The sequence below is a fragment of the Kitasatospora sp. SUK 42 genome (assembly GCF_015776785.2).
In the GTDB taxonomy this organism is placed as follows: domain Bacteria; phylum Actinomycetota; class Actinomycetes; order Streptomycetales; family Streptomycetaceae; genus Kitasatospora.
The window spans coordinates 1,308,529-1,333,092 of record NZ_LFMD02000007.1 but is presented as its reverse complement, the minus strand read 5'-3'; the positions used below and the strand labels follow the sequence as shown (position 1 = coordinate 1,333,092).

16 protein-coding genes are annotated in these 24,564 nt (G+C 72.5%); 9 read left to right on the top strand and 7 right to left on the bottom strand.

The genetic code is table 11. The annotated features are described in order from the left end of the window. Positions 1 to 29: 29 nt before the first annotated feature. From RZ50_RS27505 to RZ50_RS27495, 3 genes are all read right to left on the bottom strand, one after another. Positions 30 to 1,280, bottom strand: a complete 1,251-nt coding sequence (locus RZ50_RS27505) for a cytochrome P450 (protein WP_217680939.1) — start codon at positions 1,278 to 1,280, stop codon at positions 30 to 32. A 121-nt stretch (positions 1,281 to 1,401) separates the two neighbouring features. Then, on the bottom strand, positions 1,402 to 2,727 hold the full coding sequence (locus RZ50_RS27500; RefSeq protein WP_254803073.1) for a cation:proton antiporter: 1,326 nt from the start codon (positions 2,725 to 2,727) through the stop codon (positions 1,402 to 1,404). A gap of 274 nt (positions 2,728 to 3,001) precedes the next feature. Continuing rightward, positions 3,002 to 4,534, bottom strand: coding sequence for an MFS transporter (locus RZ50_RS27495; protein ID WP_217680937.1), 1,533 nt, complete (start codon positions 4,532 to 4,534; stop codon positions 3,002 to 3,004). Between the two features lie 182 nt (positions 4,535 to 4,716). Between RZ50_RS27495 and RZ50_RS27490 the strand changes: the two genes are divergently transcribed. From RZ50_RS27490 to RZ50_RS27475, 4 genes are all read left to right on the top strand, one after another. Next, complete coding sequence (locus RZ50_RS27490) at positions 4,717 to 5,157, top strand: MarR family winged helix-turn-helix transcriptional regulator (RefSeq protein ID WP_217680936.1); 441 nt, start codon at positions 4,717 to 4,719, stop codon at positions 5,155 to 5,157. A gap of 239 nt (positions 5,158 to 5,396) precedes the next feature. Next, a complete protein-coding gene (locus RZ50_RS27485) occupies positions 5,397 to 5,669 on the top strand; it encodes an acyl carrier protein (protein WP_217680935.1) in 273 nt (90 codons plus the stop codon). A gap of 83 nt (positions 5,670 to 5,752) precedes the next feature. Next, entirely contained in the window at positions 5,753 to 7,096 is a 1,344-nt protein-coding gene (locus RZ50_RS27480) for an NAD(P)/FAD-dependent oxidoreductase (RefSeq protein WP_217680934.1), read from the top strand. A 142-nt stretch (positions 7,097 to 7,238) separates the two neighbouring features. After that, on the top strand, positions 7,239 to 7,853 hold the full coding sequence (locus RZ50_RS27475; protein ID WP_217680933.1) for a TetR/AcrR family transcriptional regulator: 615 nt from the start codon (positions 7,239 to 7,241) through the stop codon (positions 7,851 to 7,853). A 9-nt stretch (positions 7,854 to 7,862) separates the two neighbouring features. Here RZ50_RS27475 and RZ50_RS27470 read toward each other — a convergent pair whose 3' ends face one another. Then, complete coding sequence (locus tag RZ50_RS27470) at positions 7,863 to 9,371, bottom strand: alpha/beta fold hydrolase (protein ID WP_217680932.1); 1,509 nt, start codon at positions 9,369 to 9,371, stop codon at positions 7,863 to 7,865. Positions 9,372 to 9,598: 227 nt separating this feature from the next. Between RZ50_RS27470 and RZ50_RS27465 the strand changes: the two genes are divergently transcribed. Beyond that, positions 9,599 to 15,640, top strand: a complete 6,042-nt coding sequence (locus tag RZ50_RS27465; RefSeq protein ID WP_217680930.1) for a type I polyketide synthase — start codon at positions 9,599 to 9,601, stop codon at positions 15,638 to 15,640. A gap of 7 nt (positions 15,641 to 15,647) precedes the next feature. On the opposite strand, the gene RZ50_RS27460 is transcribed toward RZ50_RS27465, so the two are convergent. Beyond that, positions 15,648 to 16,298: a TetR family transcriptional regulator gene (locus tag RZ50_RS27460; protein ID WP_217680928.1), complete on the bottom strand. Its 651-nt coding sequence runs from the start codon at positions 16,296 to 16,298 to the stop codon at positions 15,648 to 15,650. Between the two features lie 326 nt (positions 16,299 to 16,624). Between RZ50_RS27460 and RZ50_RS27455 the strand changes: the two genes are divergently transcribed. Genes RZ50_RS27455 through RZ50_RS27445 form a run of 3 tightly spaced genes read left to right on the top strand, consistent with a single transcriptional unit; the run spans position 16,625 to position 19,829 of the window. Continuing rightward, a complete protein-coding gene (locus RZ50_RS27455) occupies positions 16,625 to 17,770 on the top strand; it encodes an acyl-CoA dehydrogenase family protein (RefSeq protein WP_217680926.1) in 1,146 nt (381 codons plus the stop codon). After that, the gene (locus tag RZ50_RS27450; RefSeq protein WP_217680924.1) at positions 17,767 to 19,254 is read left to right on the top strand and encodes an AMP-binding protein; all 1,488 of its coding nucleotides are present in this window, start codon (positions 17,767 to 17,769) and stop codon (positions 19,252 to 19,254) included. Before RZ50_RS27455 ends, RZ50_RS27450 begins: the two co-directional genes overlap by 4 nt. Before the next feature lie 11 nt (positions 19,255 to 19,265). Then, on the top strand, positions 19,266 to 19,829 hold the full coding sequence (locus tag RZ50_RS27445) for a flavin reductase family protein (protein WP_217680922.1): 564 nt from the start codon (positions 19,266 to 19,268) through the stop codon (positions 19,827 to 19,829). On the opposite strand, the gene RZ50_RS27440 is transcribed toward RZ50_RS27445, so the two are convergent. After that, positions 19,793 to 20,389 (bottom strand): hypothetical protein, encoded by a 597-nt coding sequence (locus RZ50_RS27440; RefSeq protein ID WP_217680920.1) that lies wholly within the window; start codon positions 20,387 to 20,389, stop codon positions 19,793 to 19,795. The two genes, RZ50_RS27445 and RZ50_RS27440, sit on opposite strands and share 37 nt — an antisense overlap. 867 nt (positions 20,390 to 21,256) lie before the next feature. Between RZ50_RS27440 and RZ50_RS27435 the strand changes: the two genes are divergently transcribed. Then, positions 21,257 to 23,242, top strand: coding sequence for a glycoside hydrolase family 15 protein (locus tag RZ50_RS27435; protein WP_374199990.1), 1,986 nt, complete (start codon positions 21,257 to 21,259; stop codon positions 23,240 to 23,242). Positions 23,243 to 23,320: 78 nt separating this feature from the next. On the opposite strand, the gene RZ50_RS27430 is transcribed toward RZ50_RS27435, so the two are convergent. After that, positions 23,321 to 24,559, bottom strand: coding sequence for a cytochrome P450 (locus RZ50_RS27430; RefSeq protein ID WP_217680916.1), 1,239 nt, complete (start codon positions 24,557 to 24,559; stop codon positions 23,321 to 23,323). Positions 24,560 to 24,564 lie beyond the last annotated feature (5 nt).

Genomic DNA, 24,564 nt, shown 5'->3' with positions numbered 1-24,564 from the left:
CCCGGGCCCTTCCGCAGCCGTGCGATGGGTCAGAGCGCCGCGGGGGTCAGCCGTACCGGGAGGGCCCGGTGGCCGTTGAGCATGAACGTGGTGGTCGGTTCGAGCTCCTCCACGGGTACGGCCAGTTCGAGGTGCGGGAACCGGGCGAACAGCGCGGGCAGCGCGGTACGGGCCTGCATCCGGCCCAGCGGGGCGCCGATGCAGTGGTGGACGCCGAAGCCGAAGGCGAGGTGCTGCTTGCCCGCCCGGGTGATGTCGAACTCCTCGGCCGTCGGGCCGTGCAGCCGCGGGTCGCGGCCGCCGGCACCGAAGGCGATGAGGATCGGGTCGCCCTGGGCGATGGACACCCCGGCGATGTCGATGTCACTGACGGCGTAGTGCAGCGGCAGGTGCTCGACGGGGCTCTCCGCGCGCAGCGTCTCCTCGATCACCTCGTCCCAGCCGACCTGCCCGGAGACCACCAGCTTCAGCTGGTCGGGGTGGGTGAGCAGGGCGATGACGGCGTTGCAGATCAGCTCCAGCACGGTCACGTGGCCGGCGCGCAGCAGGGTGAGCACGGTGCTCTCCAGCTCGTCCTCCGAGAGCCGGTCGTCGCCGTCGGCGCGCACCGAGATGAGCGCGGTGAGCAGGTCGTCCCCGGGCGAGTTCCGCTTGTGGGCGATCAGTTCGGTGGCGGTGCGGCGGAAGTCCTGCGCGCTCGCCTTGGGCGGCGCCGCCACCTCGCCGTCCCGCGGGCCCGAGGCGGCGTAGGCGATCATGCGGATGATGTCGTCGATGCCGCCGCGCAGCTCCTCGGGGACCCCGAGCAGATCGCAGACCACCCGGGACGGCAGCGGGTGGGCGAACCCGGCCCGCAGGTCGACCACCTTGCCGGGCGGCACCTCGGCGAGGTGGTCGAGCAGGTCGGCGGTGACCCTCTCCACGGAGGGGCGCATCAACTCCACCCGGCGGCCGGTGAATCCGGCCGCCAGCAGCGTCCGCATCCGGGCGTGCTCGTCGCCGTACGCGTTGGTGATGCTCCGGGAGGCCACCCAGGTGATCAGCGGCCAGTCGGCGGGTATCTCCCCGTTGATGAAGGCGGGCCAGTGCCGGTACGCGTCCCGCGACACCCGCGGGTCGGACAGCAGCTGCCGGCCCTCGGCGTAGCCGGTGACGGACCAGGCCGGCACTCCGCCGGGCAGTTCGACGCGGGTGACCGGGCCCCGGGCGCGGATTCGCGCGGTCTCCGCGTGGAGGTCCTGGCCGAGCGGATCAATGACGATCGGTGCGGATTCGCTCATCGTTCTCTGTTCTCCTGATCCGTTTGTCTCTGTGAACAGGTCGGCCTGAAGGACGGGGGTGTCCTTCAGGCGGCTTCCGGGCCCCGGGGCGGGCGGCACCCCGGGGCGTGGCGGGGTCGTTCTACCGGCTCCTGGAACCGCTCCCGGCGCCGACGGCGGCCTCGGCCCCGGCGCCGTCCCGGGACGACCGGCCGGCTCCGGGCCGTACGGGCACCGGGGCGGGCAGCAGCACGGGCAGCAGGGGACCGGCGAGTGCCGTGGTGAGCAGCGCCACCAGGACCAGCACCGTGAACAGCCGGACGTCCAGCACGTGCAGGCTGAGGCCGATGTTGAGGATGATCAGCTCGGTCAGTCCGCGGGCGTTCATCAGCATGCCGAGGCCCAGTGCTTCGCGCTTCGGCAGGCCGAGTTGGAGCGCGGGCAGCCCGACGCCGGCGATCTTGCCGACGCAGGCGAAGGTGAACAGCAGCGCGAGGTCGACCCAGTCGCCGCCCCGGAGGCCGTTGATGTTGACGGACAGGCCGGTGACCACGAAGTACACCGGCATCAGCAGCCGGCCGGTGCCCTCCAGCGGGCCGAGCACGTGCTCCTGGAGCTCGGCGCGGGGTTCGCGGGGCATGACCAGGCCGAAGGCGAACGCGCCGAAGACGGCGTGGATGCCGATCTGCGTGGTGGCGTACGAGGAGAGGAGGATGCCGGCGGCCACCAGTCCGGCGAGGTACAGGCCGGGGCCCGCGGAGCCGCCGCGCCGGCGGAACACCGCGGCGACCGCGACCCGCAGCAGCGGCCGCACCACGAGGACCAGGACCGCGACGAAGACCAGCGTGCCGATGGCCGTGGTGCCGAACCGGCCCAGCCCGTTCGAGGTGCTGACGCCGACGATGACGGCCAGCAGGCACCAGGCGAGGACGTCGCCGGCGGCGGCGCTGGACAGTGCCAGGGTGCCGATGCGGGTGGAGCCGATGCCGTGGTCGGCCAGGATCCTGGCCAGCACCGGGAAGGCGGTCACGGCCATGGCGATGCCGATGTACACCGAGAAGACCCCGAAGCTCACATGGTGCCCGGCGACGGTGTCGTGCCGGCGGTAGACGACGGCGGCCGCGCCGATGCCGAGGGCGAAGGGCAGGGCCATGCTGCCCAGGGTCACCGCGGCGACCGAGCGTCTGGCCTTGCCCAGGACCCGGGGATCGAGTTCCCAGCCGAGGACGAACATGAAGAGCGACAGGCCCAGTTGCGCGATGGCCGACAGGAAGGGCCGGGCCTGGTCGGGAAACAGGTGGGCCGTCAGATTGCCGGGCAGGAGGCCCAGCAGGCTCGGTCCGAGCGCGATGCCGGCGAGGATCTCGCCGATGACCAGGGGCTGGCGGGTTCTTCGGCAGAGCGGTACGAGCAGCACGCCGGTCACGACCACCACGCCGATGTCCAGGAGGACCGTGGCTTGAAGCATGTCTGATGTCATTGCGGTTCATCCCCCATAGAAATCATCAAGTGATGAGTCTCCTTCGGGAGACTCTCATTTGACCGAAGGGATGGCAAGGGCCTTCTTCCGAAATCTCCAAGGGAGTTGAGGCTGGAGTGGAGCGATCTGTGGCTCATCGCCCGAAGGGGAACCAGTGGTGCGGAGGCCGGAAGGCCTCGGAGAACGGCCTCGCCGCCCGGACGGGGGCGCACGGGCGGCGAGGGGTCTTGGGTGGGGCGCCGGCTGCGCGGCGGCCGCGGCGCTACTGCGGGCCGTCGGCCTTCGCGGTGGCGGTCGCGGCCGGCACCTGGCCCGCGGCGGGCGGCGCACCGGCGCCGGCCGGCGGCCGGGGCGGGCCCATCGGACCGCGCGGCAGCAGGAAGGTGGCCGCCAGGGTGATCAGGCTCAGTGCGATCCCGGACGCGCCCACGACCTCCAGGGCGTGCACGTAGTGGCTCCGCGACGGCTGGCTGCCCAGGGCGCTGAAGAAGATCGCGCCGAAGACGGCGACACCGATCGTGTTGGCGAACTGCTGGGCGGTGGTCAGCAGGCCCGAGGCGACACCGGCCTGCTGCGGCGGCACCTTGGAGATGACCACGCCGGTGAGCGCCGGCAGCGTGACACCGGTGCCCAGGCCGCCCAGGATCATCGGGACGGCCATCTCCCAGGCGTTGGTGTCGTTGCCCGCGGTGTTCAGCTCGATCAGCAGCACCACCGTGCTCAGCACCAGCAGCGCCTGGCCGACGTTGATCACCCGGACGCCGTACTTCATCAGCATCGGGCGGGCCATCAGCGACGCGCCCGCGAAGGCGATCCCCATCGGGCCGAAGGTCAGGCCGGCCATCAGCGGGGACAGCCCGAGGCCGAACTGGAGGAACATCGTCAGGCCGAAGATGAAGCCGGCGTAGAAGGTCATGACGCCGACGATGGTCAGGATGCCGACGCTGTAGGACCGGGTCCTGAACAGCGACAGGTCCAGCATCGGCTCACCGCCGCGTGCGGGCAGCCCCTTCTCGTACAGCACGGTGGCGACGGCGATCGGCACCGACAGGCCCAGCATGATCCAGCCCCAGACGGGCCAGCCCTCGGAGCGGCCGACGACGATCGGCAGGATCGCCAGGCCCAGGGAGGCCGCGATGCCGATGTTGCCGACGACGTCCTGCTTGGGCTTGCGGGCGGCCTTGGTGTTCGGCAGCAGCCTGGCGGCGAACAGCAGGGTGACCACGCCGATCGGGATGTTGATCAGGAAGATGACCCGCCACCCCAGGCTGGCGATGTTGGCGGACAGCAGCGCCCCGCCGAGGATCTGGGCGGCGACCACGGCCAGGCCGATGGTGGAGCCGAACCAGGACAGCGCCTTGGGGCGCTCCTGCGGCGGGAACGTCACCGTGATGAAGGCGACCACCTGGGGCACCATCAGTGCCGCGCCGACACCCTGGACCAGTCGGACGCCGACCAGCTGGGGGCCGTCCTGTGCGATGCCGCAGAACAGCGAGGCGATCGTGAACAGGCCCATGCCGAGCATGAACAGCCGCTTGTAGCTGAAGACGTCGCCCCAGCGGCCGGCGGCCACCAGCAGGCTGGCGTAGGTGAAGGTGTAGCCGCCGATGATGAGCTCAAGCGTGGCGTCGCCGATGTGCAGCTGCGACTGCAGCGAGGGGGTGGCGATGTTGATGACGTAGAAGTCGAAGATCGCCATGAACATGGCCACAAGGGCCACGATCAGCATGGTCCAACGCTTGGGATTGAGTTCGCCCGCCGCCGGGCTGCCCGGTGGGGCGCTGGGAGAGCTCATCGTGTTGCCTCCTGGCTGGATAGCGGTGGAGCATCGATTGCCGGCTAGTGTCATCCGAACTGTAGGAGCCCCGATCGATAGCCGTCAAGTCATTTCCCGGCTAGCGACCTCTGTTGCCGGGCGTGCTGGTTACGATGGAGCAAGGGTGCGGTTGCTGCCGCCTGATCGCCTGGAGGTCGACCGTGAGTGAGTTCATGGACGTCTACACCCGCGCCTCGAAGCTGGTCCGCGGGGTCACCGACGCCGCGATGCGCAGGCACGGCCTGCACCTGGGGCAGAACCTGGTGCTCGCGGCGCTGTGGGAGGCCGACGGCCAGACCCCCGGTGCGATCGCCGCCACGGCCGAGGTCACCACCCCGACGATCGTGAAGATGGCCAACCGGATGAGCGCGGCGGGCCTGGTCGTCCGCCGGCGGGACGACCGTGACAACCGGCTGGTCCGGCTCTACCTCACCGACGCCGGACGCGCCCTGCGCGGTCCGATCGAGAACGAGATGAAGAGCATCGAGGCGCAGCTGACGGCCGGTCTGGACGAGAGCGAGGCCAAGGCCCTGATGGCCGTCCTGGGCCGGGTCGCCGACAACGCCAGGGCTCAGCTCGCCGACCCGGTGATCGACTGCTGATCGGCGCCGCCCCCGCCCTCGTTCCGCCGAGCCCCGGCCGCACCTCGTGTGGCTGGGGCTTTTCGCTGCGCCCGGACCGGGGCTTCCCGCTTGAACTGGGGCTTCCCGCTTGGGGGTTGACCCGCTACTCATCATCTGTAGAATTCATCGACAGTTGAACGCCATGTGCCGGGGAGATCAGCCCGCGGCTCCCACCGGCCCGGGCTCACGGGGTTACGGGCCGATTCGAGGAGAGAATCGTGACGATCGCCGTGACCGAGGGGGAGATCCTCCTCAAGCTGACCGAGTACGTCGGCCGGAACCTCCTGGAGGAGGCCGACGGCAGCTCGCAGTTGACCGAGAGCACGCCACTGTTGCAGTTGGGGATCCTGAACTCCCGGAACACCGGCCGGTTGCTCGCCTACATCGACGAGGAGTTCGGGGTCCCGGTGCCGCCGACCCGGATCACCGGCAAGCACTTCGCCGACCTGGGCAGCGTCACCGCCCTGGTCGTCCAGCTGCTGGCCGAGTGAACGTCCGCCGGTCCACCGTCCACCACCGGGGGCCGAGCGCGACCGGGGCCCACACCACCGCACCCACGGAGCAGGAGAACGTCATGACACCAGACTTCGACGTTGCGGTCATCGGCGGCGGCCCCGCCGGCTCGACCGTGGCTTCCTACCTGGCGAAGGCCGGCCTTTCGGTGGCGGTCTTCGAAGCCGAGAACTTCCCCCGCGAGCACGTGGGGGAGTCCCTGGTCACGGCGACGACGCCGGTGCTGCTGGAGATCGGCGCGATGCCGGCGATCGAGGCGGCCGGCTTCCCCAAGAAGTACGGAGCCGCGTGGACGTCCGGCGAGACCCGTGACATCAACCCGATGGGCTACAACCTCGGGCCGCGCAACTTCGGCACCGCCGAGATCCGCTTCCAGGAGCGGGACCAGCCCGGCGTCGACCGCGACTTCACGTACCACGTGGACCGCGGCAAGTTCGACCTGATCCTGCTCAAGCACGCCGAGAGCCTCGGTGCCGCCGTCTTCCAGGGCGTCCGCGTCGGCAAGGTGGACTTCGACGGCGAGTACCCGGTGCTGCACGCCAGGATCGGCGGCGGGCGGACCGAGGTCACCGCGAAGATGGTGGTGGACGCCTCGGGCCGGCGAACCGTGCTCGGCAACCAGCTGAAGGTCAAGGTGAACGACCCGGTCTTCAACCAGTACGCGATCCACACCTGGTTCGAGAACTTCGACCGCCAGGCGCTGAACCCCGAAAAGGGCCAGGGCGACTTCATCTTCATCCACTTCCTGCCGATCACCGACACCTGGGTGTGGCAGATCCCGATCACCGACACGATCACCTCGGTCGGCGTGGTGACGCAGAAGAAGCGGTTCCAGGAGGTCGCCGGCAACCGGGAGGACTTCTTCTGGGACACCGTCGCCAGCCGCCCGGAACTGCTGGACGCGCTCAAGCGGGCCGACCAGGTCAAGCCGTTCAAGACCGAGGGCGACTACAGCTACGGAATGACCCGGATCACCGGCGACAACTTCGTCCTGATCGGCGACGCGGCCCGGTTCGTCGACCCGATCTTCTCCAGCGGCGTGAGCGTGGCGCTCAACAGCGCCCGGATCGCGGCGGCGGACATCATCGCCGCGCACGCGGCCGACGACTTCGGCAAGGCGCGCTTCGCGACGTACGAGAGGAAGCTGCGCCGGGCGGTGAACAACTGGTACGAGTTCATCTCGGTCTACTACCGGCTGAACATCCTGTTCACCGCCTTCGTGCAGGATCCGCGCTACCGGCTGGACGTGCTGAAGATGCTGCAGGGCGACGTCTACGACGACGAGGAGCCCAAGGCGCTGGCGGCGATGCGCGAGGTGGTCACCGCGGTGGAGAACGACGAGACCCACCTGTGGCGGCCGTTCCTGGGGGAGTTGAGCGCGCCGACCGCCAAGGCCGGTTTCTGACCACCGGGTGACAGGACGCCGCATCGGGGCGGGACGGACAGCGTGGTCCGTCCCGCTCGACGGCGTCCTCGCCCGTTCGCGACGGTGCCCTACGATGAGGCGGGCCGACGTTCCGGTGCGTGATCTGAAGGGTGTCAATTCGGTGGTCAGCGAAGATGGGATGCGAGCCCCGTACAAGAAGCACAGCGGCCGCAGGGCCGGCCCGGTCAGCAGCCAGCGCCAGATCCTGGAGGCCGCCCGCGAGGAGTTCTGCGCGAGCGGCTTCGAGGGGACCACGATGCGCGCGATCGCCCAGTCCGCCGGGGTGGACGCGGCGCTCATCCACCACTTCTTCCTCTCCAAGGGCGGGCTGTTCACCGCGGCCATCCAGGACGTGCTCACCGTTCCCGACCTGGTGGCCGTCGTGACGGACGGGCGGCCGGAGACCATGGGCGACCGGCTGGCGGCGGCCTACGTGTCGCACTGGGAGGACCCGGAGATCCGGCCGCGGCTGGTCGCGCTGCTGCGCTCGGCGACGTCCTTCGAGGGGGCGACCGACACCATCAGGGAGTTCCTCGCGGACACGCTGCAGCCGGTCGCGGCGGCGGCGGGGCGGGGGCGCGCCGACCTGCGGGCCTCGCTGTGCGGCTCGTTCCTGCTGGGCATCGCGGCCCTGCGGTACGTGAACAGGATCGAGCCGACCGCGTCCATGGCTCCGCAGGACCTGGTGCGCACCGTCGCCGGGGCCTGCCAGTCGTACCTGTACGAGCGGCTGTAGCCGGGCCGTTCAGCCGACCGTCACGGGGTGGACCAGTCGGGCGATGCGCTCGGTCAGGGCGCCGGCGAACTCCGGGCTGTCGAGGAAGAAGTGCGTGCCGTCGAGGAAGACCAGCTCGCAGCTGCGGGTGGTCTCCCGCTTCCAGGCCAGCAGTCCGAGGTCGTTGGTCATCGGGTCGTCGTGGCCGGCGAACGCCATGACCGGCAGCGGTAGCGGGGGCACGGCCGGGCGCTCGTAGCGCTCGGCGAGCCGCAGATCGGCACGGAGCACCGGCAGGAACATCCGGAGGAGCTCGGCTTGCCGCAGCAGGCCCTCCGGCATGCCGCCGAGAGCGTGCAGCGCGCTCAGGAACCGCGCGTCCGGCAGCTCGTGGATCGGGCGGTACCCGGGTTCGGCCGAAGGCCCGTTGCGGCCGGCCGCGACCAGCAGCGCGGGCGCCGGGCCCCGGTTCAGCATCCGATGGGCGACCTCGAAGGCCAGCAGGGCGCCGAGGCTGTGCCCGAACAGCACGTAGGGGCCGTCCACCTGGGCCGCGATGGACTCGGTGAGGTCGGCGGCGAGCCGGTCCCAGTCCGTCACCAGGGGCTCGCCCAGTCGGCGGCCGTGCCCGGGCAGGTCCACCGGGACCACTCGGGCGTAGGGGGCGAGCCAGTTCCAGCGGTGGAAGTGGGCGCTGCTGCCGCCCGCGTGCGGCAGGCAGAAGACCTGCGGCCCGGTGGCGGGCTCGGCGTCGAGTGCGGTGGCACTGCGGGTGGGGGCGATGGACTGCACGGGACGATCTCCTCGGTCTCGAACGGTTGCCCGGGGTGCGGGTTCCGGCGCTGTCGGGCGCGGCGGCCGGCCGGTGCGGGTCGGCGGCGCCGCCCTCAGCAACTCGGCGATCGTGGTGCGGTGTTGGTGGACGGTGGCCGCCGGGGCGTGGACGGCGACCGCGCCGCACAGGCCGGGCGGGGCGGCCAGGTCGAGGACCGTCCAGTCGTCGAGGGGGCCGGCCGCCGCCGGCAGACGGCGCAGCCGGACGGGCTGGTCCCCCCAGGTGGGGCCGGGCTCCGTCGCCACCTGGCGCAGGTCGCCGGCCAGCCCGGTGCCGAGGGCCTTGAGCACCGCCTCCTTGCGGGTGAAGGCCCGGATGACCTCGGTGTCCCTGGCGTGCTCGGGCACGGCCTGCCAGGCGTCCCGCTCGGCCCGCGACATGATGCCGCGAGCGAAACGCTCCCGGTCGGGCAGTCGGTCGACGGCCTCGATGTCCACCCCGACCGGCCCCTCGGCGCACAGGGACACGGCCGCGTAGGCCCCGGCGTGCGACAGGCTCACCCGTAACCGCCGCGGACGGCCGTCCCGGCCGCGCAGGGTCGGCTTTCCCCGGCTGTCCGGGGCGAGTTCGGGCAACGGCGGCGTCCCGGTGGTCGCGGCCGAGGCCAGGATGCGCAGCGCGGCGTGGGCGCACAGCGCACGCCGCCGATGGGGCTGGGCGCGGGCGCCGATCCGGTCCTGTTCGGAGGCCGGAAGACAACTCATCGCCTGGGGAACAGCTGCCTCGTCATCGACGTTCACGAGCCAGACGGATATCACGGCCAGGACCACGGCATCTCCCCGTTGACACAGAAACCAACCTTGACCCGACGGAGACAGCATACCTAGACTCACCATCTGATGAAATCATCAGATGGTGAGTCATCGGTCTTTCAGGACTCCATGCGGGCCGCCGATCGGCGAGGTTCCCGCAGACATGTCGAGCGAAGGGCATGACCGTGCCGGACAACCGCGAGGACCGTGCATCCATCGAGGCCGAGGCCGCCGGCCGCAACGACATCGCCGTCGTCGGCATCGGCTGTCGGTACGCGGGCGGTGTGCACGACCCGGACAGCCTGTGGGACGTGCTCATCGGCGGACGGGACGTCATCTCCGAGACCCCCGCAGATCGTTGGGACTCGCGCTTCGTGGACGAGGGCCGCGCCGACGGGACCATGTACTGCGGCCGGGGCGGATTCCTTGAGGACGTGGACGCCTTCGACGCCCGCTTCTTCGGCATCACCCCCCGCGAGGCGGCCGAGATCGACCCCCAGCACCGGCTGCTGCTGCAGACCGCGTGGGCGGCGATGGAGGACAGCGGCACGCCCCGCGAGCGCTGGGAGGGCAGCCGGACCGGCGTCTACACCGGAATACTCGGCATGGACTACACACTGCTCCAGGCCAGGACCGCCGGTCCGGCCGGCGTCGGCCCCCACTACGCCAGCGGCAAGGAGGCCAGCTTCGGCGCCGGCCGCATCGCGTACACCTTCGGCCTGCACGGCCCGTGCATGATGCTCAACTCGGCCTGCTCCTCCTCCCTGTTGGCCGTACACCTGGCCTCGCAGGCCCTGCGGGCCGGTGAGTGCGACGCGGCCCTGGCGGGCGGGGTGAACCTGATGCTCGCTCCGGAGCTGAGCATCTTCATGAGCCGCATCGAGGCGCTGTCGCCGACCGGGACCAGCCGCCCCTTCGACGTGGCGGCCGACGGCGTCGTCCGCGGCGAGGGCTGCGGAGTGGTCGTGCTGAAGCGGTACGCCGACGCGGTTGCCGCCGGGGACCGGATCCACGCGGTGCTCAAGGGCAGCGCCACCGTCCACGACGGACGCAGCGCCGGGCTGATCGCGCCCAGTGCCGAAGCCCAGGAGATGCTGCTGGAGCGGACGTTGGGCATCGCCGGCGTGACCGCCGCGGACATCGACTACGTCGAGACGCACTGCACCGGCACCCCGCTCGGCGACCGGCTGGAGGTCAGCGCCCTGACGTCGGTGCTGGGCGCCGGGCGCGACCCGCGGCGGCCGCTGCTGGTGGGCTCGCACAAGGCCAACTTCGGCCACACCGACTCCGCGGCCGGTGTGCTGGGCCTGCTCAAGGGCATCCTGATCGCCCGTCACGGTGTGGTTCCCGGGCAGATCAACGTCCGCACCCCCATCGACCTGCTGACCGACGGCGCAGTGCGGGTGGCCACCGAGACCACCCCGCTGCCGGGCGACGGCCCCCACCACATCGGAGTGAGCGCGTTCGGACTGTCGGGCACCAACGTCCACGTCGTCGTGGCGTCCCCGCCCGCCGTCGCCGGACCCGGCCGACCGGTCGCGGACGAGCCCCGGCGGGAGCCCGTTCCGGTGCTGACCGTGTCGGGCCCGAGCCCGGCCGCGTTGACCGCGCAGGCCGCCGCCTACCGGGAGGTCTTCGCCGGGGCGGGCCCCGACCGACTGCCGGGACTGCTGCACAGTGCCTCGGCGCGCCGCACCCACCACGACTTCCGGCTCGCGGTGACCGGAGCCACCGGCGCCGAACTCGCCGACGCCCTCGACGCCCATCTCCGCGGCGGGAGCGGCGCGGCCTCCGGCGACGTGCTCGGAGCACGGGCGCCGCGGACCGTGTACGCGTTCTCCGGCCAGGGCTCGCAGTGGCCCGGCATGGCCATGGACCTGTACGCCGGCTGGCCGGTGGTCCGCGAGGCGATGGACGAAGTCGACGCGCTGGTACGGGAGTTCGCCGGATGGTCGGTACTGGAGGAGATCGGGCGCCGGGACGGGAGCCGGCTGCCGCGCACCGAGACGGCCCAGCCGGCGGTCTTCGCCGTGCAGGTCGGGCTCGGCCGGCTGTGGACCTCCTGGGGTCTGCCGCCGGCCGCGGTGGTCGGACACAGCGTCGGCGAGATCGCCGCCGCCCACACCGCCGGCACCATCGGACTGCGGGACGCGGTACGGCTGGTGGTCGAGCGCGGCCGGCTGATGCAGGGGGCGACCGGCTCCGGCCGGATGGCCCAGGTCGAACTGCCGCCCGACGAGGTGCGGGCGGCCCTGCGGCCGCTCGGCGGGAGCGTGGTCGTGGCCGCGGTCAACGGGCCGCACTCGGTGGTCGTCGCCGGACCGGCCGACGCGATGGAGCGGGCCGTGGGCCACCTGAAGCGGATCGGTGCCACCTGCCTGCCGCTCGGGGTGGACTACGCCTTCCACAGCCCTGCCGTCCACCCGTACGGCGACGAACTCGAACGCCGCCTGGCCGACCTGACGCCCCGGCCGGCGAGGATCCCGCTGCTGTCCAGCGTCGACCCGACCGCGGGGGCCCCGGTGACCGACGCCGCCTACTGGGGCCGCAACGTCCGCGACGCCGTCCAGTTCTGGCCCGCCGTCGATCGGCTGCTGGCGGAACGGGACGCGCTGTTCATCGAGATCGGCCCGCACCCGGTGCTGACCCGGCCGCTGCGGGCCGCGCTCGCCCACCGCAACCGATCCGGCATCGTCGTGCCCTCGCTGGCCCGCGGCAGCTCGGGGCCGCTGACCCTGGCCGCCTCGCTGGCGGAGCTCCACCCGATCGGGGCGGCGGTGGACTGGTCGGCCGTCCACCCCGCCGACGGCGGGTACGTGGCACTGCCGCCGGTCGAACTGGCGCGGGACCGCTACTGGCTGCCCGGCCTGGAGCGGGGCGACCAGGGCGGACCGGGCCGGTCGGCGGCCGGCCTGCGGGCCGAGGTGCGGCTCTTCGACGCGGGGCAGCGGTTGGTGGCCACCATCGAGGGCCGGTCGGTGGCCGCGGCCGAGGAGGCCGCCAAGGCCGCTCCGGCCCCGACCGCCGCTGCCGCCCCGGCCGCCGTCGCCGAGGCCGGTGGGTCGGACGGGCCTGGGCGGGAGCGGACCGTGCGGACCGTCGGGCGGATCGCCGCCGAGGTGCTCGGTGTCTCCGATCGGCGGCTGTCCAGGGTCCGCGGCTTCTACGAGCTGGGCTTCGACTCGTTGTCCATCGGAGACCTGGTGGCGCGGCTCGGCGAGGAGTTCGGGGTGGACCTCCCGGTGAGCGCGGGACTGGAGCACCCGAGCATCAACGAGCTGGCCGAGCACCTGGCCGCCCTGACGGCCACCCGGCCGTCCCCCGCTCCGGCCGCTCCGGTGGCCCTGACGGCTCCGGAGGCTCCGACAGCTCCGGAGGCTCCGACGGCCGCGCCGGTGAGGACCGTCGCCGAGCCGATCGCGATCGTGGGGATGGGCTGCCGACTTCCCGGGGCCACCGGCCTCGACGAGTACTGGTCGCTGCTGGTCGACGGCGTGGACGCCACCGGGGAGGTGCCGCAGGGGCGGTGGAACGCGACCGGGCTCCTGGCGGAGGGCGGGGCGCAGGCCCCGCCGGGGACGGTTTCGACCGGGCGCGGCGCGTTCGTCGACGGTGTGGACCAGTTCGACAACGCGTTCTTCCGGGTGTCGTCGCGCGAGGCCCGGAGCATGGACCCGCAGCAGCGGATGTTCCTGGAAGTGGCATGGGAGGCCCTGGAGGACGCCGGGTTGAGCGCGGAGCGGCTCCGCGGCGGACGGACCGGACTCTTCGTGGGCCTGAACACCGTCGACTACGGCCAGCTGCTCTCCCGCGGCCCGGAGCCGGTCGACCTCTACTACGGCACCGGCAACACCTTCTCCGGCAGCGCCGGCCGGATGTCCTACTTCCTCGGCGTTCGCGGGCCGAGCGTCGCGGTGGACACCGCCTGCGCCTCCTCGCTCACCGCCGTGCACCTGGCCTGCCAGAGCCTGCGCTCCGGGGAGAGCGAGGTGGCGGTCGTCGGGGGCGCCAACGCGCTGCTCACGCCGACGGTGTACCTGGCCATGTCGGCGGGTGGCGCGCTCTCGCCCGACGGCCGCTGCAAGGCGTTCGACGCCGCCGCCGACGGCTACGGCCGCGGCGAGGGCGCGGGCGCGGTGGTGCTCAAGACGCTGTCGCGCGCCGAGGCCGACGGGGACCGGGTGTACGCGGTGATCCGCGGCAGCGCGGTCAACCACAACGGCTCCTCCGGCGGACTGACGGTGCCGAGCGCCGACGCCCAGGCCGAGGTGATCACCGCCGCGCTCGCCCAGGGCGGGGTGGCGCCCGCCGCCGTGGACTACGTGGAGGCGCACGGCACCGGCACCCCGTTGGGCGACCCGATCGAACTGACCGCGCTGGACCGGGTGTTGGGTGCGGACCGGCCGACCGGCCGCCCGCTGCTGGTCGGCTCGGTGAAGACCAACATCGCGCACCTGGAGGCCGCCGCCGGGGTGGCCGGCCTGATCAAGACCGCGCTCTCGCTGTGGCACGGCCGGATCCCGCCGCACCTGCACTTCCACGACCCGAGCCCCCAGGTGGCCTGGGACCGGATGCGGTTGGAGGTGGCCGCCAAGGGGGCGGACTGGCCCGCGACCGGCCACCCACGGCTCGCGGGGGTCAGCGCGTTCGGGTTCACCGGCACCAACGCCCACGTGGTGCTCGGCGAAGCCCCGGGGCTCCTCGCGGCCGGCCCCGAACAGCCGGCCGCGACCAGGGACCTCGCGCTGGCGGTCTCGGCGGCGAGCCCCGCCGCACTGGCCCAGGCCGTGCGGCGGATCGCGGCCCGGCTGGAGGCCGCGGACGACCACGAGGTGGCGGACCTGTGCCACACCCTCGGCGTCCGCCGCAGCCACCTGGAGCACCGGCTGGTCGCGGTCGGCGCGGACCGCGCCGGGATCCTCGCCGCGCTGCGCACCGGGGCGACGGCCACCGGAACCGCACGGATCGGCGAACGGGCCCGGTTCGCCGCGGTGTTCGGCGCGACGGTGGCCGTACTGCCGTGGGAGGAGTGGTACGCCCGGGAGCCCGCCTTCGCCGCCGCGCTCGACGCCGCGGAGGCGGCGGCCGCGACCGTCCTCGGCACCTCCGTGCGCACCGCCCTGCGGGAGCGCCGCGGCGGTCCGGTGGCCACGGTCGCCGCGCAGATCGCGCTGGCCGCGCTCTGGGCCGACCACGGGGTACGGCCCGACGCGCTGGTGGGCTTCGGTGCCGGCGAGATCGCGGCCGCGCACGTGGCCGGGGTGCTCGGGCTGGACGACGCGATGGCGATGGCCGGCGGCGCCGACCGCGGCGGGATCCGTGGCGTCCCGGCCGTGCCGCTCCACCTGGCCTCGTCGGTCGCGGACGGGCCGACACTGGCCGGGCGGCTCGCGGAGGCGGGCATCGAGCTGGTGCTGGACGTCGCTCTGGGCGGTGCGGCCGGTGAACTGGCCGCCGACAGTGGGGAACTGGCGGCGGTGGCGCCGGGCGGCCGGCTCGACGCGGCCGCGCCGGTGTGGACCGCCGCCGCGCTGCACGTGGGCGGCGCCCGGCTGGACTGGGCCGCGCTGCTGACCGGACGCGGCCGCCACGTCTCCGCGCCGGGTTACCCCTGGCAGCACCGCCGCCACTGGATCGACGCGCCGACCGGAGCCGTTGCCGCACCCGTGGAGCCGAAGCCCGTCGTGCCCGCGCCCGTGGTGCCGGCGCCCGTGGAGCCGCCGCCCGTCGTGCCGACCCCGGTGGAGGCGGCCGATCGGCCCCCGCTGGTGGCCGAACTCCTGTCGTTCAGCCCCCAGTTGCGCGGTGACATGCTGCTGGACCGGGTGCTGGTCCAGGTGACGGAGGTGCTGGGCGAGGACGGCGGCGGTGAGGTCGACCCGGACCGCGGCTTCTTCGAACTCGGCATGGACTCCGTCATGGCGGTCGCGCTCAAGGCCCGGCTGGATACCGTGCTGGGCGTGACGCTGCCCGCCACCCTGACGTTCGAGTTCCCGACCAGCCGGGCGCTGGCCCGGCACCTGCTGGACGGACTGGACGGGCTGGGCGGCCCGGACCCGGCCGACGTCGGCCAGGCCCCCCTCCCGGACGGGCCGACCGCACCGGCCGGACCCGGGGCGGACCCGCACGACGACCTGGAGGAACTGTCGGACGACGAGCTGATGTCGCGGCTGATGGCGGGTCTCGTCGCCTCCGAACAGCTGTTGGGAGGAGGGGAGTGAGGTGGCCCTAGGCGGCGGTCTCTCCGGACTCGGTGGACGGCAGCGGCCCGGTCAGGCAGTCCTGGACGGTGCGGCCGACGATCCGCGCCAGGTCCTGCCGGCTGCTGCCGGTCAGTGCCGGGTCGTGGATCAGGTAGCGGCCGAGGACCAGGGCCAGCATCTGCGCGGAGACCAGCGAGGCGCGCAACTCGTGCTGGTCGGGGCTGACCTGCTCGCTGATCCGGCGGAAGAGCGGGAGCAGGTGTCCGCCGCCGGGCTCGCCGGGCTCGGTGGGGCCGGCGGGCTCGGCGGCGCTGAGCGGCGCGGCGAAGCCGACCAGCGTCCTGGCCGCGGTGGCGGGGGAGTCGCACAGGTCCAGCAGCAGCTTCACGGTGCGCCGGCCCACTCCGGCCGGCGTGCCGCGCAGTGCCTCGGCCACCAGTTCGTCGATGTCCAGCGAGACGTTCATCGCCTGCGACAGCAGTTGCTGCTTCGACCCGAAGTAATGTCTGACGAGGCTGGGATCGACCTGGGCGCGGGCGGCGATGCTGCGCATGCTCACGCCGGTGCAACCGCGCTCGGCGATCTCCCGCTGGGTCACCTCGATGAGCCACTGACGGCTGGACGCCGCCGCCGTCTGCGCTTCGGCGTTGTGTTCCGCAGCCTTACCCGTCTGCATGTTGACCGCCTTATGCCCACTCGGGCGCGAACGAACGAACTCCGCTTCGGTGCCGCTCGTCGTCGACTGATGACGGTCAATCGCCCGGAACGTGCAAGGGCGTCCACCGGATCCGACGACGCCGCCGCACGTCTGCCCCGCCAACTCTACATGGTGCATCACCGACCGCCTCGATGACACCTGTCGGCGGCCCCGGCGTGAACGCCCGGGCCCCGCCCGGATGCGACTCGCCAGGCGCAGCCCCCTGGCCGTACGACCGTACGGCCGACAACCAAGGCGGACCGGACCGGACTGGACCGGACCGGGTCCGCGGGACAGGAGGAAGCGTGGACTTCGAGTGGAGCCCTGAACAGCGGACCGCGCAGAACAGCGTGCTGGAGGCGGTTCGAGCGGCCTTCGGCGGCGAATCCGCCGGTCCGGGCCCGACCGGATTCTTCACCGGCAAGGACTGGCGCACTCTGGGCGACCTGGGGCTGCTGGGCCTCTGCGTGCCCACCCGGTACGGCGGCCGGGGCCTCGGCGCGCTGGAGACGGCCGGCCTGGTCGAGGCGTTCGGCCGGGGCTGCCCCGACACCGGCCTGGTCTTCGCCGCGAGCGCCCATCTGTTCGCCTGCGCGGTGCCCATCGCGGAGTTCGGCACCGACGAGGTCAGGGAGCGGCTGCTGCCGGGCCTGTGCTCGGGTGAGCTGGTCGCGGGCAACGCCATGACCGAGGCCGGGGCCGGCTCGGACGTCTCCCGGCTGGCCGTCACCGCGGAACGGGTGGCCGGCGGCTACCTGTTGAACGGCGAGAAGAGCTTCGTCAGCAACGGGCCGGCCGCCGACGTGTACGTCACCTACGCCACCACCGATCCGGCCGCCGGGCACCTGGGCGTCACCGGATTCGTGGTCGAGCGTGGCACTCCCGGTGTGATCGTCGGCGAGCCCTTCGAGAAGCTCGGCCTGCTGGCCTGCCCCGCGGGCACGGTCACCTTCGAGAACTGCCTGGTGCCCGCCGAACAGGTGTTGAGCGCCGAGGGCACCGGCGGCGCGGTCTTCCAGCACTCCATGGGCTGGGAGCGGGCCTGTCTGTTCGCCGGCTACCTCGGCCTGATGGAGCGGCTGATCGAGCGCTGCGTCGACCACGCCAGGACGCGCCGTCAGTTCGGGCGCGGCATCGGCGGGTTCCAGTCCGTCGCCAACCGCATCGTCGAGATGAAACTGCGCCTGGACGGCGCCCGGCTGCTGTTGCACCGGGCCTGCTGGCAGATGGACCAGGGCGCGGACTCGGTGCTGAGCGTGGCGCTGTCCAAACTGGCCGTCTCCGAGGGCGCGGTGGCCAGCGCCCTGGACGCGATCCAGGTGTTCGGCGGCCGTGGCTACCAGCGCGAGCACGGCATCGAGGCGTTCCTGCGCGACACCGTGCCCGGCACGATCTTCTCGGGCACCTCCGACATCCAGCGGCTGCTCATCGCGAAGGAGCTGGGACTGTGATCCTGCACGAGCTCGTCATCGACGCCGCCCGCCGCGACCCTGACGCCCTCGCCGTCGTGAGCGGCGAGGACGCGCTCAGCTACGGACAACTCGACGCCCAGGCCGACCGGTACGCCGCCGCACTGCGGTCCCGCGGGGTGCGGCCGGGCGACCGGGTGCTCATCTGGGGAGGCAAGAGCACCGCCGCGGTGGCCCTGATGCAGGGCGCGCTGCGCGCCGGAGCCATCTACGTACCCGTCGCCGCGACCAATCCCGCCGTCCGGGTCGCCACGATCGCCCGCGACTGCGCGGCGGCGCTCATCGCCATGGACGGGTCCGTGACCGCGTACCTTCCGCAGGTCGCGGGCGGACCGCGGTCGGCGGGCGCGCCGCTGGTCACCCTGGAGGAGCTGCTCGCCGAGGCCGAGGCCGAAGCCGGAGCAGGGGCCGGGCAGCCGCCGTACCCCGCGTCGCCGGACGAACCGGCCTACATCCTCTACACCTCGGGCTCCACCGGCACCCCCAAGGGCGTCGCCATCAGCCACGCCAACGCCCTGGCCTTCGTCCGCTGGGCCGCGGAGCTGCTGGAGCTGGGGCCGCAGGACCGGCTGTCGAACCACGCCCCCTTCAACTTCGACCTGTCCGTCTTCGACCTGTACGGCGCGTTCCTGGCCGGCGCCTCCGTCCGGCTGGTTCCGCCGGAGCTGGCCTACACGCCCCTGCAACTGGCCGAGTTCCTGGTCGCCGCGCGCATCACCGTCTGGTACTCGGTGCCCTCGGCGCTGGTCCTGATGATGCGTGACGGAGGGCTGCTGGACCGTCCGCAGCCGCCCGACCTGCGCGCCTGCGTGTTCGCCGGCGAGCCGTTCGCCCTGGCCCGGGTCCAGGCGCTGCGCAAGCACTGGCCGACGGTGCGGCTGCTGAACTGGTACGGCCCGACCGAGACCAACGTCTGCACGTCCTACGAGGTCACCGACGCCGACCTGGCCCGGACCGGGCCGCTGCCCATCGGCACGGCCGCCAGCGGTGACACCGTCACCCTCGACCCGCCCGGCGAGGGGGAGATCGTGGTGAGCGGACCCACCACGATGCTCGGCTACTGGGGCGGCCCCGCACACCACGGGCCGTACCGCACGGGCGACTTCGGCCGGCTGGGGGCCGACGGCGAACTGGAGTACGTGGGCCGGATCGACCACCTGGTGAAGGTCCGCGGCCAACGCGTCGAACTGGGTGAGATCGAGAACGTGCTGGCCACCCACGCCGGGGTCTCCGCCGTGGCCGTGCTGGTGGTCGGGTCCGGTCTGGAGGCCGAACTGCACGCCGTCGTCGTCCCGGCGGAAGGCGGCCGGCCCCGACTGCTCGACCTCAAGGCGTACAGCGCCGAGCGGATGCCGACCTACATGATCCCGGACGCGCTGCACCTCACCGACGCCCTACCCCTCACCCCGAACGGAAAAGTCGACAGGCCGGCGCTGCTGGCCGCGATCGAGCGAGGCGGACTGTGATGACCGATCAGATGGAGAGCACAACCGACAGCGTGGAGAAGGGAGTTCAGCAGCCGGTGGCCCTCCCGGTGCCAGGGCTGCCCTACGAGTCGTTCCGCGAGATCATGGGGTCCTTCGCGAGCGGCGTCAGCGTCGTGACGACGCTCACCGCGGATGGCGAGCCGTACGGACTGACCTGCTCGGCGGTCTGCAGCGTCTCCGCGGATCCGCCGTTGCTGCTGTCCTGCGTCCGGACGCCGAGCAGCACGCTGGACGCCATCCGCGCGGGCGGCCACTTCGCGGTCAACTTCCTGGACGCGCAGGCCCGCGAGGTCTCCCAGCTCTTCGCGGGCCCGGGGCAGGACAAGTTCCACCAGGTCGACTGGCACCCTGGCAAGGCGACCGGGATGCCGGTGCTGGAGCGCACCCTCGCCCACGCCGAGTGCGAGGTCCACCGGCTCGTCGACGCCGGGGACCACGTGATCGTGCTCGGCCGGCTGATCGGTGGCGATGTCGAGGAGAGCCGGTTCCCGCTCGGCTACTGGCGCGGCGGCTACGTTCAGATGTTCCGGATGGGGCGCACCGCCCGCTGGTGACACCCGGCCAGTACGGCGGGGAGCCGGCCCGTGCAACCGGTGCCGGCTCCACTGCCGTTGGCCTGGTCCCAGTCCATCACGGGCAGGGACCGGATCGTGTCGGGCAGCGGTCGCCGGGTGATGCCGGCCGTGGTGGTGGCGGTCAGCATCGGCAGCGTTCCCGACACCTCGGTGGTCAGTTCCCCCCGCAGGTCGTCGCCGACCGCGCTCGGCTGCCCCCACACGGTGTACCGGCAGTTCACCCGGCTGTCCGGCAGTACCGCGTAGGTCAGCCAGACGCCGGGGGGTCTGGAGTGGCGGGCGCCGATCTCCTCCTCCTCGTCGGCGTCGATGCCGCGCAGCAGCGCGGTGGTGAAGCTCGGACTGCTGCGAGTCGCCGAGTCCTCGTCCAGCGCCACGTGCACGGTGATCTCGCCGGGCCCCAGGTAGCCGAGCTGGAACGTGAGCAGGTGGCTGTCGTGGCTGTTGCCGAGCGGGATCAGGCAACTGCGCAGCAGCAGCCCGTCCGGCTCGTAGAACAGCGTTCCCGCGCGGCTGCAGCCAAGGCGGATGGTGGTCACGAAACCTCCAAGTGGATCACTGCGATGTCATGGAAGACGTCGTTCCGGAATACGGGCGAAGCCGCGTCCTCAGCAGTGGGCTGTGCCGGGAAGCCCCGCCTGCGGGGCGTCTCAAGGGCTGCTGGCGCAAGGGGCCCGACCGTCGCGACCGAGGTGTGCGGCGCGGCCACCGGCGGCGGCCGCGCAGCCGAACACGAAGGAGTCAGGACAAGGCCGCGCCCCGCGACCGGCTCGCGGTGTGGGGTGAACGGCGAACGAAATGCCCTGGCCCGAGCGGGAGTTACACCCGTTCCGCTCCGTGGGTCGGTCGCATCCGCATCCTGCGCGAGCCGCCGCCGCTCCGCTCCGCGGCACACCCGGGTCCGGCCTCGTCGAAGGCGGTCGGGATGCCCGTGGGGGCGGTCGTCGGATTTCCGGGCGCCAGGCGTTTCCAGTGAGTGCTCACGTCGTATTGCCCCCCGTCGTTTCCCCGTCGCCTGCCGGGCCGGTCGGCCTTCACCGCCCTCGCGGCGGTCGTCCGACCCGCAGGCCGTACCTCATTCAACCGTCATTCCCACCTGCGACACCAGACACTCGAAGCCGTGGCTGGAAACTTCCCCTCGTAGGGATCCGCATGGTGCGACTTCCCTGGCGGGAGTGTGGCGCGGTTGGGAAATCGTTCCGAGTCGTTCGGGTCGGGCTCGTGGGGCACCGCGACGGCGGCAGCACCCCGGCGGGAGTGCCGACCCTGACACTTGCTTCGCAGTCTACCCCGAACGTCGGCCGTGGAGGAGCTTCTCCGCGGGGCGGTTGAGGAGGGGGAGCCGGTCGTGCCGCCGGGCGAAGGGGGTGCGCGGGGTGAGGTAACTAGGGCTGTTCGTACGATAGTTGGCGAATTCCGGCGGCGCCGTCGAGCGGCCGGGCGCGGCTCCCTCTCGCGCCGGTGGCGGGTGGGGCGGAGAGTGGAGGCAGGGGGCGGGCGGCTGTCGGAGAGGCGTGATGGTCATGGATCGGTACCCGCCCATCGCCGACCATGGTCTGGTGGGCGACCTGCAGACCGCCGCGATGGTCTCGGCCCAGGGGGTGGTCGACTGGTTCGCGGCGCCCAGGTTCGACTCGCCCAGCGTGTTCGCCGCACTGCTGGACCACGACCGCGGCGGCTACTTCCTGTTGGCGCCCGAGGACCGGGGTGCCACCTGTCGGCAGCTGTACTACCCGGACACCGCCGTCCTGGTCACCCGGTTCATGTCACCCGACGGGGTCGGCGAGATCTTCGACTTCATGCCGCCGGACCGGACGGGGACGCCCACCGACCGGCACGTGCTGGTGCGCGGGGTCAGGGCCGTGCGCGGGACGGTGCGCTTCGTGCTGGAGTGCCGGCCGCGGTTCGACTACGGCCGGGCCGGCCACGAGCTGGAACTGCGGGACGGCGCGGCCGTGTTCCGGGCCCCGGGTGTCACCGCGTACCTGCGGAGCACCTTCCCGCTGCGGGCGGAGGCCACGGGCACCGGCGGCGACGGCCTGCGGGACGTCCGGAGCGAGTTCGTCCTGAACGCGGGGGAGGTGGCGGCCGCCGTGTTCACCGTCTGCGGGCCGGACGGGGAGCCGCCGGAGCCCCCGACCCCGGACGGCGTCGTCGAAATGCTGTGGCGGACGGTGGAGTTCTGGCAACGCTGGGTGCACGGCTCCCGGTACCGGGGCCGGTGGCCGGGCATCGTGAACCGTTCCGCCATCACGCTCAAGCTGCTCACCTACGCCCCCACCGGCGCCCCGGTGGCCGCGGCCACCATGGGGCTGCCGGAACAGATAGGCGGCGAACGGAACTGGGACTACCGCTACACCTGGGTGCGGGACGGCTCGCTGTCGGTACGGGCGCTGCTCGACCTCGGGTTCACCGAGGAGGCGGCGCAGTTCACCCGCTGGCTGGGAGAACGGCTGGGCGACCGGCTGCGGGGCCGGGAGGAGATCCCCGGTGAACCGCTGCAGATCATGTACCGGGTCGACGGCGACCCCGAGCTGACCGAGGAGGTCCTCCCGCACCTGGAGGGCTACCGCGGCTCGTACCCCGTGCGGGCCGGGAACGCCGCCGCCGACCAGCTGCAGCTGGACATCTACGGCGAGGCGCTCTACGCCCTGGCCGAGGGCCGCGAGATCGGCATGCGGGCCGGCTACCACGGCTGGAAGAACCTGGCCCGGACACTGGACTGGCTCGCCGACTCCTGGGACCGCCCGGACGAGGGCGTCTGGGAGACCCGCGGCGGGCGCGACGACTTCACCTTCAGCCGGGTGATGTGCTGGACGGCCTTCGACCGCGGCCTGCGGCTGGCGGCCGACTTCAGCCGCCCCGCCGACACCGCCCGCTGGACGGCGGCCCGCGACACCATCCTGGAGCAGGTGATGGAGCGCGCCTGGAACGCCGGGGAGCGGGCCCTGGCCCAGTCCTACGGGAGCGACGTGCTCGACGCTTCGCTGCTGCTGATCCCCAGGCTCGGCTTCCTGGCCCCCCGGACCGAGAGCTGGCTGTCGACGCTCGACGCGATCGACTGCACCCTGGTGTCCGACAGCCTCGTCTACCGCTACGACCCGGTGGCCTCGCCGGACGGCCTGCGCGGCTCGGAGGGCACCTTCAGCCTCTGCACCTTCCTCTACGTGGACGCCCTGGCCCGCGCCGGCCGGCTGCGCCCGGCGCGCTACGCCTTCGAGAAGATGCAGACCTACGCCAACCACGTCGGCCTCTTCGCCGAGGAGATCGGCCCCAGCGGCGAGCAACTGGGCAATTTCCCACAGGCGTTCACCCACCTGTCGCTGATCATGGCGGCCACCACCCTCGACCGGGCGCTCGACGAGGCCGGTGCGTGGTACCAGGACGACTGACCGCTGCCGGACGTGCCCCGGCCCGCCGCGGACGAGCGGCGGGCCGGGGCACGTCCGGGAAGGGGAACGGGCCGGGGGCTACTGCCTGAGCCCGTCGAAGGCGATGCCCAGGTGCCGCGGCCCGCGCAGGACCGCGTTCTGGCGGTACGGCGGCGGATCCTCGACCAGCCGGGGGTTGTCGATCCGGCGGACCAGCTCGGTCAGGGCGATCTGCGCCTCCAGCCGGGCGAGGGGCGAGCCGAAGCAGTTGTGCACGCCGCTGCTGAATCCCAGGTGCTGGTTGTCGGCCCGGTCGGGGATGAACCGGTCCGGGTTCGGGAAGCGCTGCGGGTCCCGGTTGCCGGCGGCGAGCACCAGCCAGACCTGGGCACCCTTGGGGATGGTGGTCCCCGCGATGTCGATGTCGGTCAACGTGGTCTTCTGGGGCAGCAGTTGCACCGGCGGTTCGAAGCGCAGCAGCTCCTCCACCAGCGGGACGACCAGGTCGTGGTCGTCCCGGAGCCGCTTCAGGACGTCCGGGTTGCGCAGCAGTGTGAGCATCCCGTTGGTGATGAGGTTGACCGTGGTCTCGTGGCCGGCGATCAGCAGCAGGATCGAGGTGGTGACCATCTCCACCAGCGACATCTCGGCGTCCGGTCCGTGGCTGGTGGCCATCGCGGAGAGCATGTCGTCGCGGGGCGAGCGGCGGCGCTCCTCGATCAGGTCGGAGAGGAAGGCGGCGAGGTCGGTCCGGGCCTGCCGGACGCCCTGCAGCCGGGCCTCGCGCTCCTCGTCCGTGCCGTGGACGGGGTCGACGCTGGCGGCGATGGTGTCGGCCCAGGCGTGGAAGCGGGTCTCGTCCTCACGGGGGATCCCGAGCAGCCGGCAGATCACCGTGACGGGGAAGGGGTAGGAGAAGTCGTCGACGAGGTCGATCTGCCCCCGGTCCCGGAAACCGTCGATCAGGCCGGCCACGATCTCGTCGAGCTCGCCGCGCATCTCGTACACCCGGCGCGGGGAGTGCGGCGGTCCGAAGGGCCGGTTCGCCAGCCGGCGCAGCCGGTCGTGCTCGGGCGGGTCGAGCCTGATGAAGGCCGGCGGCAGGTTCGGGTCCTCCTCGTGGCCGATGGACCTGGCCACCTCGGGGTTCAGGTTGCGCAGGTCGGAGCTGAGCCGCGGGTCGTGGAGCAGGTGGTGGATCTCCCAGTACGTGCTGACCAGGTAGGGCCCCGTCTCGTCCTGGACCACCGGGGTCCTGCGGAGCTCGGCGTACAGCGGGTACGGGTCGTGGCGGTTGGCGTAGTCGGTGATCTGGCGCAGGAGCGCGACCGACGTCATGGTGT